General features: G+C 52.7%; 14 protein-coding genes. 9 read left to right on the top strand and 5 right to left on the bottom strand.

All coding sequences use genetic code 11. The features are described 5' to 3' along the window. Window positions 1-26 precede the first annotated feature (26 nt). Window positions 27-347, bottom strand: coding sequence for an ATP-dependent Clp protease adapter ClpS (gene clpS / locus OGX66_RS20255; RefSeq protein WP_003036810.1), 321 nt, complete (start codon window positions 345-347; stop codon window positions 27-29). Between the two features lie 323 nt (window positions 348-670). Here clpS and cspD point away from each other — a divergent pair, with 323 nt between their 5' ends. Then, window positions 671-895, top strand: a complete 225-nt coding sequence (cspD, locus tag OGX66_RS20250) for a cold shock-like protein CspD (RefSeq protein WP_003036813.1) — start codon at window positions 671-673, stop codon at window positions 893-895. Between the two features lie 74 nt (window positions 896-969). On the opposite strand, the gene macB is transcribed toward cspD, so the two are convergent. Both macB and macA read right to left on the bottom strand, forming a co-directional pair. Next, a complete protein-coding gene (gene macB, locus OGX66_RS20245) occupies window positions 970-2,916 on the bottom strand; it encodes a macrolide ABC transporter ATP-binding protein/permease MacB (RefSeq protein ID WP_003840216.1) in 1,947 nt (648 codons plus the stop codon). After that, complete coding sequence (macA, locus tag OGX66_RS20240) at window positions 2,913-4,028, bottom strand: macrolide transporter subunit MacA (protein WP_088903290.1); 1,116 nt, start codon at window positions 4,026-4,028, stop codon at window positions 2,913-2,915. The genes macB and macA overlap by 4 nt, the downstream gene beginning before the upstream one ends. Window positions 4,029-4,187: 159 nt before the next feature. Between macA and OGX66_RS20235 the strand changes: the two genes are divergently transcribed. After that, window positions 4,188-5,135 carry a VirK/YbjX family protein gene (locus tag OGX66_RS20235; protein ID WP_032939152.1) on the top strand — a complete coding sequence of 316 codons (948 nt, stop codon included), beginning with the start codon at window positions 4,188-4,190 and terminating at the stop codon, window positions 5,133-5,135. On the opposite strand, the gene OGX66_RS20230 is transcribed toward OGX66_RS20235, so the two are convergent. Then, window positions 5,132-6,790 (bottom strand): ATP-dependent endonuclease, encoded by a 1,659-nt coding sequence (locus OGX66_RS20230; RefSeq protein ID WP_286512162.1) that lies wholly within the window; start codon window positions 6,788-6,790, stop codon window positions 5,132-5,134. The two genes, OGX66_RS20235 and OGX66_RS20230, sit on opposite strands and share 4 nt — an antisense overlap. Before the next feature lie 371 nt (window positions 6,791-7,161). On the opposite strand from OGX66_RS20230, the gene aqpZ reads away from it, so the two are divergent. The 5 genes from aqpZ to OGX66_RS20205 all read left to right on the top strand — a co-directional run bounded on the left by aqpZ (window position 7,162) and on the right by OGX66_RS20205 (window position 13,503). Next, complete coding sequence (aqpZ, locus tag OGX66_RS20225) at window positions 7,162-7,857, top strand: aquaporin Z (RefSeq protein WP_270932388.1); 696 nt, start codon at window positions 7,162-7,164, stop codon at window positions 7,855-7,857. 144 nt (window positions 7,858-8,001) lie between these two features. After that, window positions 8,002-8,901 (top strand): LysO family transporter, encoded by a 900-nt coding sequence (locus tag OGX66_RS20220; RefSeq protein ID WP_016150624.1) that lies wholly within the window; start codon window positions 8,002-8,004, stop codon window positions 8,899-8,901. A 155-nt stretch (window positions 8,902-9,056) separates the two neighbouring features. Further along, window positions 9,057-10,709, top strand: coding sequence for a hydroxylamine reductase (gene hcp / locus OGX66_RS20215; protein WP_003840204.1), 1,653 nt, complete (start codon window positions 9,057-9,059; stop codon window positions 10,707-10,709). Between the two features lie 10 nt (window positions 10,710-10,719). Further along, window positions 10,720-11,688, top strand: coding sequence for an NADH oxidoreductase (gene hcr / locus OGX66_RS20210; RefSeq protein ID WP_003027256.1), 969 nt, complete (start codon window positions 10,720-10,722; stop codon window positions 11,686-11,688). Window positions 11,689-11,889: 201 nt separating this feature from the next. Then, window positions 11,890-13,503 (top strand): FAD-NAD(P)-binding protein, encoded by a 1,614-nt coding sequence (locus OGX66_RS20205; RefSeq protein ID WP_044711362.1) that lies wholly within the window; start codon window positions 11,890-11,892, stop codon window positions 13,501-13,503. Between the two features lie 76 nt (window positions 13,504-13,579). On the opposite strand, the gene OGX66_RS20200 is transcribed toward OGX66_RS20205, so the two are convergent. Further along, window positions 13,580-14,014 carry a DoxX family protein gene (locus OGX66_RS20200; RefSeq protein WP_003840198.1) on the bottom strand — a complete coding sequence of 145 codons (435 nt, stop codon included), beginning with the start codon at window positions 14,012-14,014 and terminating at the stop codon, window positions 13,580-13,582. A gap of 153 nt (window positions 14,015-14,167) precedes the next feature. On the opposite strand from OGX66_RS20200, the gene poxB reads away from it, so the two are divergent. Together poxB and ltaE are read left to right on the top strand one after the other, a co-directional pair. Further along, a complete protein-coding gene (gene poxB, locus OGX66_RS20195; RefSeq protein ID WP_044711364.1) occupies window positions 14,168-15,886 on the top strand; it encodes a ubiquinone-dependent pyruvate dehydrogenase in 1,719 nt (572 codons plus the stop codon). Window positions 15,887-15,922: 36 nt separating this feature from the next. Beyond that, window positions 15,923-16,924, top strand: a complete 1,002-nt coding sequence (ltaE, locus tag OGX66_RS20190; protein WP_270932390.1) for a low-specificity L-threonine aldolase — start codon at window positions 15,923-15,925, stop codon at window positions 16,922-16,924. Window positions 16,925-16,926: the final 2 nt, after the last annotated feature.

Genomic DNA, 16,926 nt, shown 5'->3' with positions numbered 1-16,926 from the left:
ACCTCCCCCAATGTTTATGCCTGCATTCAGGCTTTTTCCAGCGTACACAGCAACGGATGCTCGTTCTCCCTCGCATATTTGTTCACCATCGCTACTTTGGTTTCAGCCACTTCGGCAGTAAACACGCCGCAAATCGCTTTGCCTTGATAGTGAACTGCAAGCATCAGTTGCGTTGCACGTTCTACATCATAAGAAAAGAATTTTTGTAACACGTCAATAACAAACTCCATCGGAGTGTAATCATCATTGACTAATATCACTTTATACATAGATGGCGGTTTTAGCGCGTCGCGCAATTTGTCTTCCGCCAGCAGATCGAAATCCAGCCAGTCGTTCGTCTTACCCATTGTCAGTCGTCATCTTCAGTTACGGTTTCCGGCAGAAAATTTTGCCGCTGACAAGCAGCCTATGCGCACAATCAATCTACCTCAAGTATTAGATAACTATCATCTATTAGTGCCATCCGCGACATCTGTCACATAACCGACAATAGCGTTAACTGCTTCAAATTTTGATGCATTTTTACCCTATTCTGTCTGCCTGGCGCTTGACGCCCCGCCTGATTTCTCTAAATTGTAGTTTCGAGAGTTGGCGAGGTTTTGAACAGCCCCCACTCCGCCACCGGTTCATTCCATCTTACTTATATAAGATTTACGAAGGATGTCGAAGTATGGAAACGGGTACTGTTAAGTGGTTCAACAACGCCAAAGGGTTTGGTTTCATTTGCCCCGAAGGCGGCGGCGAAGATATTTTCGCCCATTATTCCACCATTCAGATGGATGGTTACAGAACGCTAAAAGCCGGACAGTCTGTCCAGTTTGATGTCCACCAGGGGCCAAAAGGCAATCATGCCAGTGTCATCGTGCCTGTCATTGAAGCAGAAGCTGTCGCATAGCTCTTCTGTCTCATTGTGTACATCCTGCAGTCAAAATGCCAGCCTTTGCGGCTGGCATTTTTATCTCTGTGGCATTATTCCCGCGCCAGAGCATCTACTGGATCCAGACGTGCCGCATTCCGCGCCGGTAGCCAGCCAAACAACACCCCTGTTGCAGTCGAACACAGGAACGCCGTCAACAGCGCGACGGGTGAGAATCCAATTTCCCAGCCCGGCAGGAATAGCTGAAGTGTAAAGGCGATCAGCATCGACAGGCTAATGCCCAACGCGCCGCCAACCAGACACACTAACACCGCTTCAATTAAGAACTGTTGCAGCACATCACTGGCACGCGCGCCTACCGCCATACGAATGCCAATCTCACGCGTTCGTTCGGTTACCGAAACCAGCATAATATTCATCACGCCAATCCCACCAACCACCAGCGAAATCACCGCCACCAGCGTCAGGAAGAGTTGTAATGTACGTGTGGTCTTTTCAGCGGTTTTCAAGACACCGTCCATATTCCAGGTGAAGAAATCCTTCTTACCGTGGCGCAACGTCAACAGTCGGGTCAGTTGCTGTTCGGCCTGGGCACTGTCAAAACCATCCTTTACTCGCACGGTGATCGAGTTCAGCCACGACTGCCCCATAATTCGCCCGGACATGGTGCTGTAGGGCAGCCAGACCCGCAGGATCTTGCTACTGCCGAACATCGACTGTTTCTCTTCTGCAACGCCAATTACCGTGGCCGGCATATTTCCCACCAGCACGACTTCGCCGACAACTTTCGCTTTATTGGGGAACAACTGGCGCCGGGTATTACTGTCGAGCACCACCACCTGAGCGCGCCCCGCCAGTTGCTCGGCGTTAAAGGTGGTCCCTTCGCTAAATGTCATGCCATAGACGTTGAAATAGTCGCCGCTAACGCCGTTAGCACTGGCAGCAACGTCGATATTGCCATAGCGTAACCGCAGGTTCTTCGACACTGCAGGTGTTACCGAACTGACCCAGGGCTGCTTCTGTAGCGCCGTCAAATCGTCATACTTCAATGCCTGTTGATATTGCGGATCGTCGTCGCCGAAATCTTTGCCAGGATAGATATCAATGGTGTTAGTACCAATAGCGCGAATATCTGCCAGTACCAGTTGTTTAGCCGCATCGCCTACCACCACGATCGACACCACAGAAGCAATACCGATGATGATCCCAAGCATGGTGAGTAGCGTTCGCATCTTATTCGCAGCCATTGCCAGCCAGGCCATGGTAAGCGCTTCACGAAATCCGCTGACAAACTGGCTCCAGCCGGATGCCGTTTTCACCGTTGGCTCCGCGATATCGCGTCCACCAGAGGGTTTCTGTGGCGGCGGATTGCGCACAATCTCGCCGTCACGAATTTCAATGACCCGCTCGGCCTGTGCGGCAACCTGCGGGTCATGCGTGACGATAATTACCGTGTGTCCGCGATCGCGCAGCTGATGCAAAATCGCCATCACCTCTTCGCCGGAATGGCTATCCAGTGCACCGGTGGGTTCGTCGGCAAGAATAACCTGTCCCCCGTTCATCAGTGCACGTGCGATACTGACCCGCTGCTGCTGACCACCGGAAAGTTGAGAAGGTTGATAATCAACCCTGTCGCCCAGCCCCAGCCGCTGGAGTAATTCCTGCGCACGCGCCAGGCGCTGCTTACGCTCGGTGCCAGCGTAGACCGCAGGCACCTCGACATTTTGCGCCGCGGTTAAATGTGACAGCAAATGATAGCGCTGGAAGATAAAGCCGAAATGCTCACGGCGCAGCTGTGCCAGCGCATCGCTATCCAGCGTGGAGACATCCCGTCCGGCAACCCGATACGTACCGCTGGTAGGTTTGTCCAGACAGCCGAGAATGTTCATCAGCGTCGATTTACCCGAACCCGACGCCCCGACAATCGCCACCATTTCCCCGGCCTGAATGCTCAAGGATACGTCCTTCAACACCTCAACCTGGCCTTCACCTGAGGGATAGCTGCGGCGGATATGGCTCAGTTCAAGCAATGCTGTCATTTTGCAGCTCCAGCGTTGCCCTCGCCGGTAATGACTTCATCACCCTCTTCCAGCCCTTTCACGATCTCCACATCGGTATCATTCCGCGCGCCGATAACCACTTCACGTTCGCGGGTTTCGCCGTTACGCAGTAGCTTGACGTTATAGCGGTTGTTACCAATAGGATCGCCCAGTGCCGACAGCGGGATCGTCAGAACATTTTTGACATCAGTGAGCTGGATATGGACCTGCGCGGTCATATCCAGACGCAGGATCCCTTTCGGATTGGGAACTTCGAAGCGGGCATAGTAGAAAATCGCATCATTCACTTTCTCTGGCGTCGGAAGAACATCTTTCAGCGTGCCTTCGTAGCGCGTCTGCGGATCGCCCAGTACGGTAAACCAGGCTTTTTGCCCAGGTTGCAGGTGAATTACATCAGCCTCAGAAACTTGCGCTTTTACCAGCATGGTGCTCATATCCGCCAGCGTCAGAATATTAGGTGCCTGCTGAGCGGCAATAACGGTTTGCCCTTGCAGGGTAGTAATTTGCGTTACTTCGCCTGCCATTGGCGCGACAATGCGGGTGTAATCAAGGTTGGTTTTTGCCGTATCGAGAGAAGCCTGATTACGTTTAATTTGCGCGTCAATTGTGCCAATTTGCGCCTGTTTGACCGCCATTTCGGTGGCCGCCGTGTCGAGATCCTGCTGTGAAACGGCCTGGGTTTTTGCCAGCTGTTGCTGACGGGAAAGCGTCACCCGCGCCAGTTTCCACTCAGCTTCTGCCTGTAAACGCTGGGCGCGCAATTCCATTAGCGTCGCTTCAACCTCTTTGATTTGGTTTTGCGCCTGTTCAGGATCGATTACGCCGAGCAACTGATCTTTTTTGACTTTATCGCCAATCGCGACCGACAGCGTTTTTAACTGCCCGCTGACCTGCGCCCCGACGTCAACTTTACGCAGCGCATCCAGTTTACCGGTAGCCAGCACGCTTTGCTGCAGATCGCCCGGACGAACAATTAATGTTTGATACTGAGGTAAAGGCGCATTAAGCGTTCGCCAAAGTGCAATTACCGCCACAATAAGGATGATGGCGAACAGAAAATAGCGTTTTTTGATTTTTCCCTTGAGCTTCATAAATGTCCCAATTCCCCCAATACGTCCACCAGAGTGGAGTGCTAAACATCAACGTTAAATAAATCGCCGTTGAAAAGCGCAAGAATAACAGAGTTATTGATGAATGGTTAAGATCCGCTGTGCTGAAATTAGTACCAGGGTATCAATCGGATTTATATTATGAGTCAACTAACTGAAAGCACTTTTCTTTCCACCAAACCCGTCACCAGCTTTGGTCTTTTTTACAGCCTGAGCAGCGGTCATTTACGTCCCGCACATTGCTGGGATAAGCGGAGCTTTCGTCGTAAGTTTATCTGGCGCTCACTCTTGATACCTCGCCTCACCCAGGAATGGATGACAGAACTGGCCCAATGGCCGGATCTTGAAAACCTGCTATCCCACCAACCCCGACTGCCGGTGCGTTTGCATCGTCCTTACCTTGCCGCAAACTTCACCCGTAAAATGCGTTTAGACGCGGTGCGTTTTCATTATAATGTTATCCGCCATGCATTTTTACCCGCAGAATTTAACGCCTTATTAAGCAATGACGGCTTACAGCTCGCGCAAATTGAAGGCAAAGATGGCGATATATTTACCGTAACCATGATGATGTTCCCGGTGCTGGATAAAGAGGGAGAGAGCACTATTCAGGTGCAAAATGGCGACGGCGACGTGCTGACTAAAATGACGTTTACGTTCTGCGAATATAATGGCAAAAGTACATTATTTATTGGCGGTGTGCAGGGCAATGCGCAACTTCCTCACGAAGCAATCCAAAAAGCGACCAAGTCCTGTCACGGGATATTCCCAAAACGTATTGTAATGGAAGCCATTTGCCGGTTAGCAGAACGATTGAACATCGATAATGTTATGGCAGTCAGCAATGAACAGCATATCTTTCGCAGCCAACGCTACCACGATAAAAATAAGGTAATTCATTCCGACTACAACGCATTTTGGGAATCGGTTGGCGGCGAGTGCGACAGACACGGGTACTATCATATTCCGCGCACGCTGGCGCGAAAAAGCGAGGCGGATATTGCCAGCAAAAAACGCGCAGAATACCGCCGCCGCTATCAGCTACTGGACAGCATCCATTCGCAGCTGTCGTCGATGTTTCACCACTAATCCGCTCTGCCGCGTGCCAGCCACAGCACGCGGGAAAACATTTTTCGCAGCAGCGTTGGCACTGCGTCAACGCCGCGCCGCCCGGCTTCCATCGCTACCTCAATGGCTAAATCCGGTTTTGACGAACGATGTATCGCCTTGGAGATAATTTTTCGCATGTTCATGGGCACGTTCTCCGGGATTTGCGCCACCCGGTGAAAGACATCAGCAAACCCCTGGCGATACATAAAGTGTTCCATATCCAGCGCGGGGAGCATGGTTAAATGATCGCGTTCTTCCTCTCTGTCGTTATTCAACAAACCGCGCACCGTGGCCGCATACTTTTTCCCGGCTTCATCACCATCGACCAACACATGCCACTCGATACCCATCCGGCGGGCGAATTTAACCAGCGGCTTAAGACCGGACTGGGCGAATTCAATTACCTTAATCCCTTCTGCATCAAAGTGATGTCCGCACTGACGGGCCAGTTCGTTAATAACCCAGGTTTCCGTTTCGCCTTCTACCAGCAACCAGCAGCGGGCAAACAACGATGACGCACGATTAAAACGAATATGAAATGCGATTCGCCGACTATCTTCTGCACTGATCCCACCCGGCCCCAGCCGCCATGCGGCGACGCGGGATGATTCACGAACCAGACGAACAACATGTTCCACGGGCGTAAGGGATAACAGCTCACCGGAGTTGGTTGTCGCCACTCGCTGCAGAGGCAGTAAATTCAACAAGTGCCAGGCCACCGAAAGCATGATGGGATGTAAACGCGTTTCCGGATCTTCCACCAGCAATAAAGGTCGGGCGTCTTTATCCAGCCTCAGCGTGCCTTTGGCCTGCAACAGGGTCGAAAACAGGCCCAACAGAATAACCCGGTGCGTACGTCCGCCGGGTTTATCAATCATGCGGTTAATAATGTCCAGATAGCGCCAGCTCCGTTGTTCGTTATTGGAGCGACGGCGCATCAGACGGTAACGGGACTGGCCAGCCCCCTGCTCGGAAAAATAGTGCTCCAACAACTGCACCATGGCCGATAACCCCTGGCGGATCTGTCCGTCGGTCAGGTTTTGCGGTCGGGTAGCCAGCTCACGCGCCAGAAAATCCAGTTGGCGGGCGGTGACTTCGACGTCCGCCGAATCCGGCACGGTACCGTTGCGGATCCGGCGCATAAATCGCGCGTCGCGCAGACGCAGAACCGGCATCAGGCGCACAAGATGCCGCGCCTGATCGTTAATGTCATCGAGAGGTAATGGATGGCCGTCGCCGTCAAGAAAACTGCGCAAGGTCAGAACGCTACCGTCATCCGCACACTCGCCTTCCAGACGGTAAAAAATGCGGTGATAGCCATCCTGGCACGGCGTCCAGCTGGCTTCCAGAGGGCGATAGCGACGTACCCGGTAACGACCCGGCTGGGATTCACGAAACGTCAGGATAATGTGCAGGTGGTGTTCCCGGCCCTGTATATCGCCCGGCGGGAACCAGAAATCCTCGCGGACAAAATGATACAAGTCTGGCTCCGGCGACAGCAGCAGGGTTAAGGCATCCAGCAGACTGGATTTACCCCACGCGTTCTCCCCAATCAGCACGTTGCTCTGCTCCAGCATCAACGACAGACGGTTAATACCACGAAATCCAACAATCTCAACGCGTTCGAGAATCATATAGCCTCCGGAAATGCTAACTTTTTCCTTCAAGTTATCAGGAGTATAACGGCAAGCGGGGGCTCAGGACACCCGATATCAATCTGGCGTGAATCGCAAAAGCAAAAAAAATAAGAATATTCTTCTTATGTTTTCTCCTGAATATAATTTCAGAACTTAATCATCGTCCTTTCGCTAATTGGACTATGCTTCATTCACCCAAGATTCAAAAAGGAATCGCAACATATTGCCTTAAATCAAATTTTTTCATCAATTTAACTGGCGAAGGGATGATATTTTTTTCTAAAATACCCGCTCTTTCATCATCGTCCCTTTTAGCGATGAATTACCGGGCAAGGAATACGAACCCGGAACTTTTAATTGAGGTGGTTATGTTCAGGAAATTAGCAGCTGAATTCTTCGGTACGTTTTGGCTCGTTTTTGGTGGGTGCGGTAGTGCAGTGCTGGCAGCCGCATTCCCGGAATTGGGAATTGGATTTGCCGGTGTCGCGCTGGCATTCGGCCTGACCGTATTAACCATGGCATTCGCCGTGGGTCATATTTCAGGTGGGCATTTTAACCCGGCGGTAACCTTCGGTTTATGGGCTGGCGGTCGTTTCCCGGCAAAAGATGTTATTGGTTACGTTATTGCTCAGGTTGTAGGCGGTATTGTTGCAGCAGCGGCACTGTATCTTATTGCCAGCGGTAAAGCGGGTTTTGATGCAACGGCCAGTGGTTTTGCATCAAACGGCTTTGGTGAACATTCACCAGGCGGTTATTCCATGCTTTCTGCCGTCGTCATTGAAATTATTCTGACCGCAGGCTTCTTATTAGTGATCCACGGCGCGACCGATAAACATGCTCCGGCAGGTTTTGCACCTATCACAATTGGTCTGGCGTTAACTTTGATCCACTTGATCAGTATTCCAGTCACCAACACCTCCGTAAACCCGGCACGTAGTACCGCAGTAGCCATTTTCCAGGGCGGCTGGGCATTGCAACAATTGTGGTTCTTCTGGGTTATGCCGATTATCGGTGGGGTACTCGGCGGCCTTATTTACCGCACTCTGCTGGAAAAACGCGATTAATCGCTAACAAAAAAGGCCTGGCGCAAGTCAGGTCTTTTTTATCCTCTCTATATTTCCTTTTATTTGCAACTTTACTCCCCTCTTTGCTTTGAGTAGTGTGTGCTAGCGCATTTCGTCTTACTTCTCAGCAAGGATCTGGTTTTCATGTTTTCAGGGCTGTTAATCATTCTGGTTCCCCTTATTGTGGGCTACCTTATTCCGCTCCGGCACAGGACTGCATTACAACTTATCAATCGCCTGTTGAGCTGGATCGTCTACCTTATTCTCTTTTTTATGGGTATTAGCCTGGCGTTTCTGGATAATCTCGCCAGCAACCTGTTAGCTATTCTTCATTATTCTGCGGTCAGCGTGACGGTCATTATACTGTGTAATATTGCGGCGCTGTTCTGGCTGGAGCGTTCGCTGCCCTGGAGACACAACCACAAGCAAGAAAAACTCCCCTCGCGAATTGCAATGGCGCTTGAGTCGCTCCAGCTTTGCGGCGTCGTCGTCATCGGTTTCCTGCTCGGCCTCACTGGGCTTCCCATTCTGCAGCATGCCACCGAAGCCAGCGAATATACGTTAATCTTTTTACTGTTCCTGGTGGGGATCCAACTGCGCAACAGCGGTATGACCTTAAAGCAAATTGTACTGAACCGTCGGGGGATGATCGTAGCCGTCGTCGTCGTCGCCAGTTCGATGCTGGCGGGGGTTATCAATGCATTGATCCTCGGTCTGCCGCTGAAAACCGCGCTGGCGATGGCATCAGGTTTTGGCTGGTATTCCCTGTCCGGTATTCTGTTGACCGAATCGTTCGGACCCGTAATTGGTAGTGCCGCCTTCTTTAACGACCTGGCCCGTGAACTGATCGCCATTATGTTGATTCCAGGAATGGTGGGCCGCAGCCGCTCTACCGCGCTGGGATTATGCGGCGCGACATCAATGGATTTCACCCTGCCCGTTTTACAACGCAGCGGCGGCCTGGAAATGGTCCCGGCAGCCATCGTCCACGGCTTTATTTTGAGTCTGTTAGTGCCTCTGCTGATGGCGTTTTTCTCCGCCTGACGCTCGGGCAAATACCTCTCTGGCGGTAGTCAGCTACCGCCAAAATTGCGCTAAATCAATCTCCCTGCAAGTAGTAGCAGAAATCCCTTTTATCCCTACGCGCACAGGCATAATCTTAAACATGTATATTAAATATAACTTTAAAAGGTGTGACCATGTTTTGTGTGCAATGTGAACAAACCATCCGTACTCCGGCAGGAAACGGCTGCTCTTACGCGCAGGGTATGTGCGGTAAAACGGCTGAAACCTCCGATTTGCAGGATCTGCTGATTGCTTCCCTACAAGGTCTGTCTGCATGGGCTGTTAAAGCACGTGAATACGGCATCATCGACCATGAGGTTGATAACTTTGCGCCGCGTGCGTTCTTCTCCACGCTGACTAACGTAAACTTCGATTCCCCGCGTATTGTTGGCTATGCCCGTGAAGCTATCGCCATGCGAGACGCCCTGAAAGCACAATGCCTGAACATCGACGCGAACGCAGCTGTCACCAACCCGATGGCCGATCTGCAACTGGTCAGCGACGATCTGGGCGACCTGCAACGTCAGGCCGCTGAATTCACCCCGAATAAAGACAAAGCGACCATCGGCGATAATATCCTCGGCCTGCGTCTGCTGTGTCTGTACGGCCTGAAAGGTGCGGCAGCTTACATGGAGCACGCCCACGTTCTTGGTCAGTACGACAACGATATCTATGCTCAGTACCACAAAATCATGGCGTGGCTGGGTACCTGGCCTTCCGATATGAACGCTCTGCTGGAGTGTTCAATGGAAATCGGCCAAATGAACTTCAAAGTAATGAGCATTCTGGACGCCGGTGAAACCACTAAATACGGTCACCCGACCCCGACTCAGGTCAACGTAAAAGCAACCGAAGGTAAGTGCATCCTGATCTCCGGTCACGACCTGAAAGATTTGTACAACCTGCTTGAGCAGACTGAAGGCACCGGTGTTAACGTTTATACCCACGGTGAAATGCTGCCAGCACACGGCTATCCGGAACTGCGTAAGTTCAAACACCTAATCGGTAACTACGGCAGCGGCTGGCAGAACCAGCAGGTTGAATTCGCCCGCTTCCCTGGCCCAATCGTGATGACCTCTAACTGCATCATCGACCCAACCGTTGGCGCCTACGACGACCGTATCTGGACCCGTAGCATCGTCGGCTGGCCGGGCGTGAGCCACCTTGAAGGTGACGATTTTGGTCCGGTTATCGCACAGGCGCAGCAGATGGCTGGCTTCCCGTACAGTGAAATTCCGCACCTGATCACCGTAGGTTTCGGTCGTCAGACCCTGCTGGGCGCTGCTGATACCCTGATCGACCTGGTGAGCCGTGAAAAACTGCGTCACATCTTCCTGGTTGGCGGTTGTGACGGCGCACGTGGTGAACGTAACTACTTCACCGACTTCGCCACCAGCGTGCCGGATGACTGCCTGATCTTGACCCTTGCTTGCGGTAAATACCGTTTCAACAAACTGGAATTCGGCGATATCGAAGGTCTGCCGCGTCTGGTCGATGCCGGTCAGTGTAACGATGCTTACTCTGCCATTATCCTGGCGGTAACCCTGGCTGAGAAACTGGGCTGTGGCGTGAACGATCTGCCGCTGTCTCTGGTACTCTCCTGGTTCGAACAGAAAGCGATTGTTATTCTGCTGACCCTGCTGTCTCTGGGCGTGAAAAACATCGTAACTGGCCCGACTGCGCCTGGTTTCTTCACACCGGATCTGCTGGCAGTTCTCAACGAGAAATTTGGTCTGCGTTCCGTGACCACCGTTGAAGAAGACATGAAGCAACTGCTGAGCGCGTAAGGAGTAAAGAATGACAATGCCAACTCATCAGTGCCCATGGCGGATGCAGGTTCACCACATCCATCAGGAAACGCCGGATGTATGGACAATTTCGTTGCTGTGCCACGATTATTATCCTTACCGCGCCGGGCAGTATGCACTGGTCAGCGTACGTAATTCAGCGGATACGCTGCGTGCTTACACCATTTCCTCAACGCCGGGCGTTAGCGAGTACATTACGTTGACCATCCGCCGGATTGACGATGGTGCAGGTTCACAGTGGCTAACCCGCGACGTGAAGCGCGGCGACTATATCTGGCTGTCCGATGCCATGGGTGAGTTCACCTGTGAAGATAAAGCGGAAGACAAGTTCCTGATGCTGGCCGCAGGCTGTGGTGTTACGCCAATCATGTCAATGCGTCGCTGGTTGGCAAAGTACCGCCCGCAAGCGGATGTACAGGTAATCTTTAACGTGCGCTCGCCGCAAGATGTCATTTTTGCCGACGAGTGGCGTGAATATCCGGTGACATTAGTTGCTGAAAACAATGCCACCGAAGGTTTTGTTTCCGGCCGACTGACTACCGAACTGCTGAAAAGCGTACCGGATCTGACCTCGCGTACCGTGATGACCTGTGGCCCGGCACCGTATATGGATCTGGTCGAGAAAGAAGTCAAAGCACTGGGTGTGACGCGCTTCTTTAAAGAGCAGTTCTTCACACCTGTTGCCGAAGCCGCCACCAGTGGTCTGAAGTTTACTAAGCTACAGCCGGCGAAAGAGTTCTATGCGCCGGTGGGCAGTACGCTGCTGGAAGCGCTGGAAAGCAACAAGGTTCCGGTTGTCGCCGCATGCCGTGCAGGCGTTTGCGGCTGCTGCAAAACCAAAGTGGTTGACGGTAACTACACGGTCAGCAGCACCATGACGCTGACCGACGCAGAAATCGCTGAAGGTTATGTGCTGGCCTGTTCCTGCCATCCGCAGGGTGATTTAGTGCTGGCGTAATTGGCCGGTATCTGATGTGCAAAAGGCTGCCTGGCTGTACCGGGTGGCCTTTTTTTATGCTCTCAGGCGCTGCAAAATTCTGATATTTTCACTCTCCCCGGCAAAATACCTCCTTCCCCCCGTAAATTATCGACCACACTTACACTTCGCAGATTAAGCATAATCCCCGACTACCACGTCGAACTTTCTACAAGGATCCCCATGAAAAAAGTGGCCATTGTCGGCGTCGGTCCCACCGGCATTTATACGTTTCATGCCCTGGTTGAGCGCGGTGAACCGCTGGAAATAGAGCTTTATGAGCAAGCTGAACAGGCGGGCGTTGGCATGCCTTATAACAGCGACAACAACGCAGACTTCATGCTGGCAAATATAGCCAGCATAGAGATCCCACCGATTTATATCAGTTATCTGACGTGGCTACAGAATCAAAGTGATGACTATCTGGCGCAGTTTCGGATTGAACGTAATTCTTTGCATGAACGGCAATTTTTGCCCCGCGTGATCCTCGGTGACTATTATCGCGATCGTTTATTCGCTATCGTCGAGAAAGCGCGAGGCTCAGGCTTCGCGATTAGCATAAACGAATCAAGCGAAGTCACCGACCTGCGCGCAAACCCGAATGGGGTCTCTCTGTGGATCAATCATGCTTCACAGCCTGTCGAGGTGGACTTCGCCGCTATCGCCACCGGCCATCTGTGGCCTGAAACGGATGTACAGACACGGAAGTTTTTCCCCAGCCCGTGGACAGGTCTAATGGACGTCCAGATTAGCGCTTGCCGGGTAGGAATTCTCGGCACCTCGCTCAGCGCGATTGACGCAGCGATGGCCGTGGCCTGCCAACACGGTGCCTTCACCACCGGGGCTGATAACGCACTCCAGTTTATCTGTAAATCCGACAGCCAAAGCCTGAAGCTGACCCTAATGTCGCGCAGCGGTGTGCTGCCTGAAGCGGATTTTTACTGCCCTCTGCCCTATGAATCGTTGAACATCGCAACGCCTGAAGCAATTGAAGACGTCATTGTCCATGGGCAAAAAGGATTACTGGACCGCATTTTCCGGATTATTGTACAACAACTGCAAGATGCAGCCCCGCAATGGAGCCAAGAGATAGCACTTGAGACACTCAACGCCGACACATTCCCCGAGGCCTACTTTGCCGACAGGCTTGAGCACGATCCTTTTGAATGGGCGAAGCGCAACCTGATTGAAGTTGAACGCAACAAACAGGAACAGCGTACCGTCGCATGGCGCTATACCCTGCTGCGGCTACACGAGGTAATCGAAGAGATCGTCCCACATCTTGATCCGCCTGATGAAAAGCGATTTAAGCAAGGACTGGCGCGCGTGTTTATCGATAATTATGCGGCAATCCCGTCTGAATCAGTCCGCCGACTGCTGGCTCTGCACGACGCAGGGATGATTGAGATCCTCACACTTGGTGCGGATTATGAGCGTACGAATGAGCAGGAAATGACGGTAATTTACCACCACGGTCGACGCAGCAAATTCGATGTGTTTATTGACGCCCGAGGGCAACGGGCATTGCAGAGCAAAGATATCCCTTTCCCAACGCTACGCGATCAACTGCTGGCCTGTGGCGATGAGATCCCGGATATCGGCGAAGATTACACGCTGCAAGCGCCGGAAAACGCCCGCAATCGCATCGCTTTTGGCGGGCTGCCGTGGTTGATGCACGATCGTCCGTTTATTCAGGGACTGGTTGTCAGTGCTGAAATAGGCGCCGCGATGGCAAGGGCATTGACGCAGCGAGCGCTGAGACGTCGGCACAAACTATGGAACAGTGATGACATATAGATTAGCGACAGATTGAACGACGAGGCGGGCAAACCGTTAGCGCACCCCCGCCTCGGTATTGACTCTCAAATGGTAACTATCGCCAGGCTGAATTTCCTGCAACGGAGTAACGCCCCGCCCCCAAAAACGCCACGGCCAGCGCACCGATGAAGAAATACACCAGACTTTCAATCGCCCATGCACCGGTTTTATCCAGTGTCCAGGTTTCGCCCATCCCGACCATCAGCCATGCCACAACCATCGTAAACGCCAGCCCCAACGCAGCCGGACGCGTCAGGATGCCTAGAATAATCAGACACGGCGCTACAACCTCTCCCAGCAGAACGCCGTACGCAATAAAGCCCGGGAAACCTTTCGCTATCAACATACCGCTGATGCCATCAATACCAGCAAACAGTTTATGCAGCCCATGAAACAGCATCAGCCCACCGACGGCAAGGCGTAACAAAAACTTGCCAAAATCTTCGTGAGTCAGTACTCGGTTAACTGAATTTAATAGTTTTATAACCATTTGAATTTATTCCTTGTTTCACCATGTCCAATAACAAACTACGCTTAATACAGGTTAAATGAAACCTGCCGGAAATAAGGGGGAAATGAGAAGCATAACGATTATCTTCATCTAAACTTGTAACCGGTATCACATTAGAGGAGAAGGAAAACCATGAAACAAACGGTTGCCGCTTTTATTGCTAAAACACTCGAACAGGCTGGCGTAAAACGCATTTGGGGTGTAACGGGTGACTCGCTAAATGGTCTGAGTGATAGTCTGAATCGTATGGGAACAATTGACTGGATGCCAACCCGTCATGAAGAGGTTGCTGCCTTCGCCGCGGGCGCTGAAGCGCAGTTGACGGGCGAACTGGCCGTCTGCGCAGGTTCGTGTGGGCCAGGCAACCTGCACCTAATTAACGGCCTGTTTGATTGCCACCGCAACCACGTTCCGGTGCTGGCAATCGCCGCGCATATTCCATCCAGTGAAATAGGCAGCGGTTATTTTCAGGAGACCCACCCGCAAGAGTTGTTCCGTGAATGTAGCCACTATTGCGAGCTGGTCTCCAGCCCTGAGCAGATCCCCCAGGTGCTGGCTATAGCTATGCGTAAAGCGGTGCTCAACCGTGGCGTCTCCGTGGTGGTATTACCCGGCGACGTGGCGCTGAAGCCCGCCCCTGAAAGCGCCACCACGCACTGGTATCATGCGCCGCTCCCGGTAGTCACCCCGGAAGAGGAAGAGCTGAGAAAACTGGCGCAACTGCTGCGCTACTCCAGCAACATCGCCCTGATGTGCGGCAGCGGCTGCGCCGGTGCGCATAAAGAGCTGGTTGAGTTTGCGGCTAAAATCAAAGCCCCGATCGTGCACGCTCTGCGCGGGAAAGAGCATGTTGAGTACGATAACCCCTATGACGTGGGTATGACCGGGCTGATTGGCTTTTCATCCGGCTTCCATACCATGATGAATGCCGACACGCTGATCCTGCTCGGTACCCAGTTCCCCTATCGCCCGTTCTACCCCACCGACGCCAAAATTATTCAGATTGATATCAATCCGGCGAGTATTGGCGCGCACAGTAAAGTTGATATGGCGCTGGTAGGCGATATTAAATCCACGTTACGTGCCCTACTACCTCTGGTGGAAGAGAAAACCGAGCGGCAGTTCCTGGACAAAGCACTGGAGCACTACCGCGAGGCGCGCAAAGGGCTGGATGATTTAGCCAAGCCCAGCGATAAAGCCATTCACCCGCAATATCTGGCGCAACAGATCAGCCACTTTGCCGCTGACGATGCCATCTTTACCTGCGACGTTGGCACGCCAACGGTGTGGGCAGCACGCTATCTGAAAATGAACGGCAAACGTCGCCTGCTCGGATCGTTTAACCACGGGTCGATGGCTAATGCCATGCCGCAGGCACTCGGCGCACAAGCGACCGAACCAGGACGTCAGGTTGTGGCAATGTGCGGTGACGGCGGCTTTAGCATGCTGATGGGCGATTTTCTGTCGGTGGTACAAATGAAGTTACCGGTGAAGATTATTGTCTTCAACAACAGCGTGCTGGGATTTGTGGCGATGGAGATGAAAGCTGGTGGTTATCTGACTGACGGCACCGAACTGTACGACACGAATTTCGCGCGGATTGCCGAGGCCTGTGGCATCACGGGCATTCGCGTGGAGAAATCTTCAGAGGTTGATGAGGCGCTGCAAAGGGCGATGTCAATTGACGGTCCAGTGCTGGTCGATGTGGTGGTGGCGAAAGAAGAGCTGGCGATCCCGCCGCAGATCAAGCTCGAACAAGCCAAAGGTTTTAGCCTGTATATGCTGCGCGCAATCATCAGCGGACGCGGTGATGAAGTGATCGAACTGGCGAAAACTAACTGGCTCAGGTAAAACAGAGGGCATTACCTCACTTAAAAAGGAATGCCCGTGATTGATTTACGCAGTGATACTGTCACCCGACCCAGTCGCGCCATGCTCGAAGAGATGATGGCCGCCCCGGTCGGGGACGACGTCTACGGTGATGATCCTACCGTTAATGCCCTCCAGCAATACGCGGCCGAGCTTTCTGGCAAAGAAGCCGCCATTTTCTTACCTACCGGCACTCAGGCGAACCTGGTTGCACTGCTCAGCCATTGTCAGCGCGGCGAAGAGTATATCGCCGGTCAGGGCGCGCATAACTATCTCTACGAAGCGGGTGGCGCAGCGGTGCTCGGCAGCATTCAACCGCAACCCATCGATGCCGCGCCGGATGGATCCCTGCCGCTGGACAAAGTGGCAGCAAAAATCAAAGCAGACGATATCCATTTTGCCCGCACCCGTCTGCTCAGTCTGGAAAACACGCATAACGGCAAAGTGCTGCCGCGCGAGTATCTGAAAGAGGCCTGGGAATTCACCCGGGAGCGCAATCTTGCCCTGCACGTCGACGGCGCGCGTATTTTTAACGCCGTCGTCGCCTATGGCTGTGAGCTTAAAGATGTCACGCAATACTGCGACTCGTTCACCATTTGTCTTTCCAAAGGTCTGGGAACGCCGGTAGGCTCGCTGCTTGTCGGCAGCCACGAGTACATCAAGCGTGCCATTCGCTGGCGCAAAATGACCGGCGGCGGAATGCGCCAGGCGGGTATTTTGGCGGCGGCCGGACTGTATGCGCTGAAAAATAACGTGGCGCGTTTGCAGGAAGACCATGACAACGCCGCCTGGATGGCGGAGCAACTGCGCGAAGCAGGGGCGGACGTCATGCGCCACGACACCAACATGCTGTTTGTGCGCGTTGGCGAAGAGCACGCGGCCGCGCTGGGTGAATATATGAAAGCGCAGGGTGTGCTGATTAACGCCTCCCCGATTGTGCGCCTGGTGATGCATCTTGACGTATCACTTGAACAACTTGCTGAAGTCGTCGCCCACTGGCGCACTTTTTTAACCCAATAAGG

The organism is Citrobacter sp. Cf072 (genome assembly GCF_030334485.1).
Classification (GTDB): Bacteria; Pseudomonadota; Gammaproteobacteria; order Enterobacterales; family Enterobacteriaceae; genus Citrobacter; species Citrobacter freundii.
This window is presented reverse-complemented; position numbering and strand designations above follow the sequence as displayed.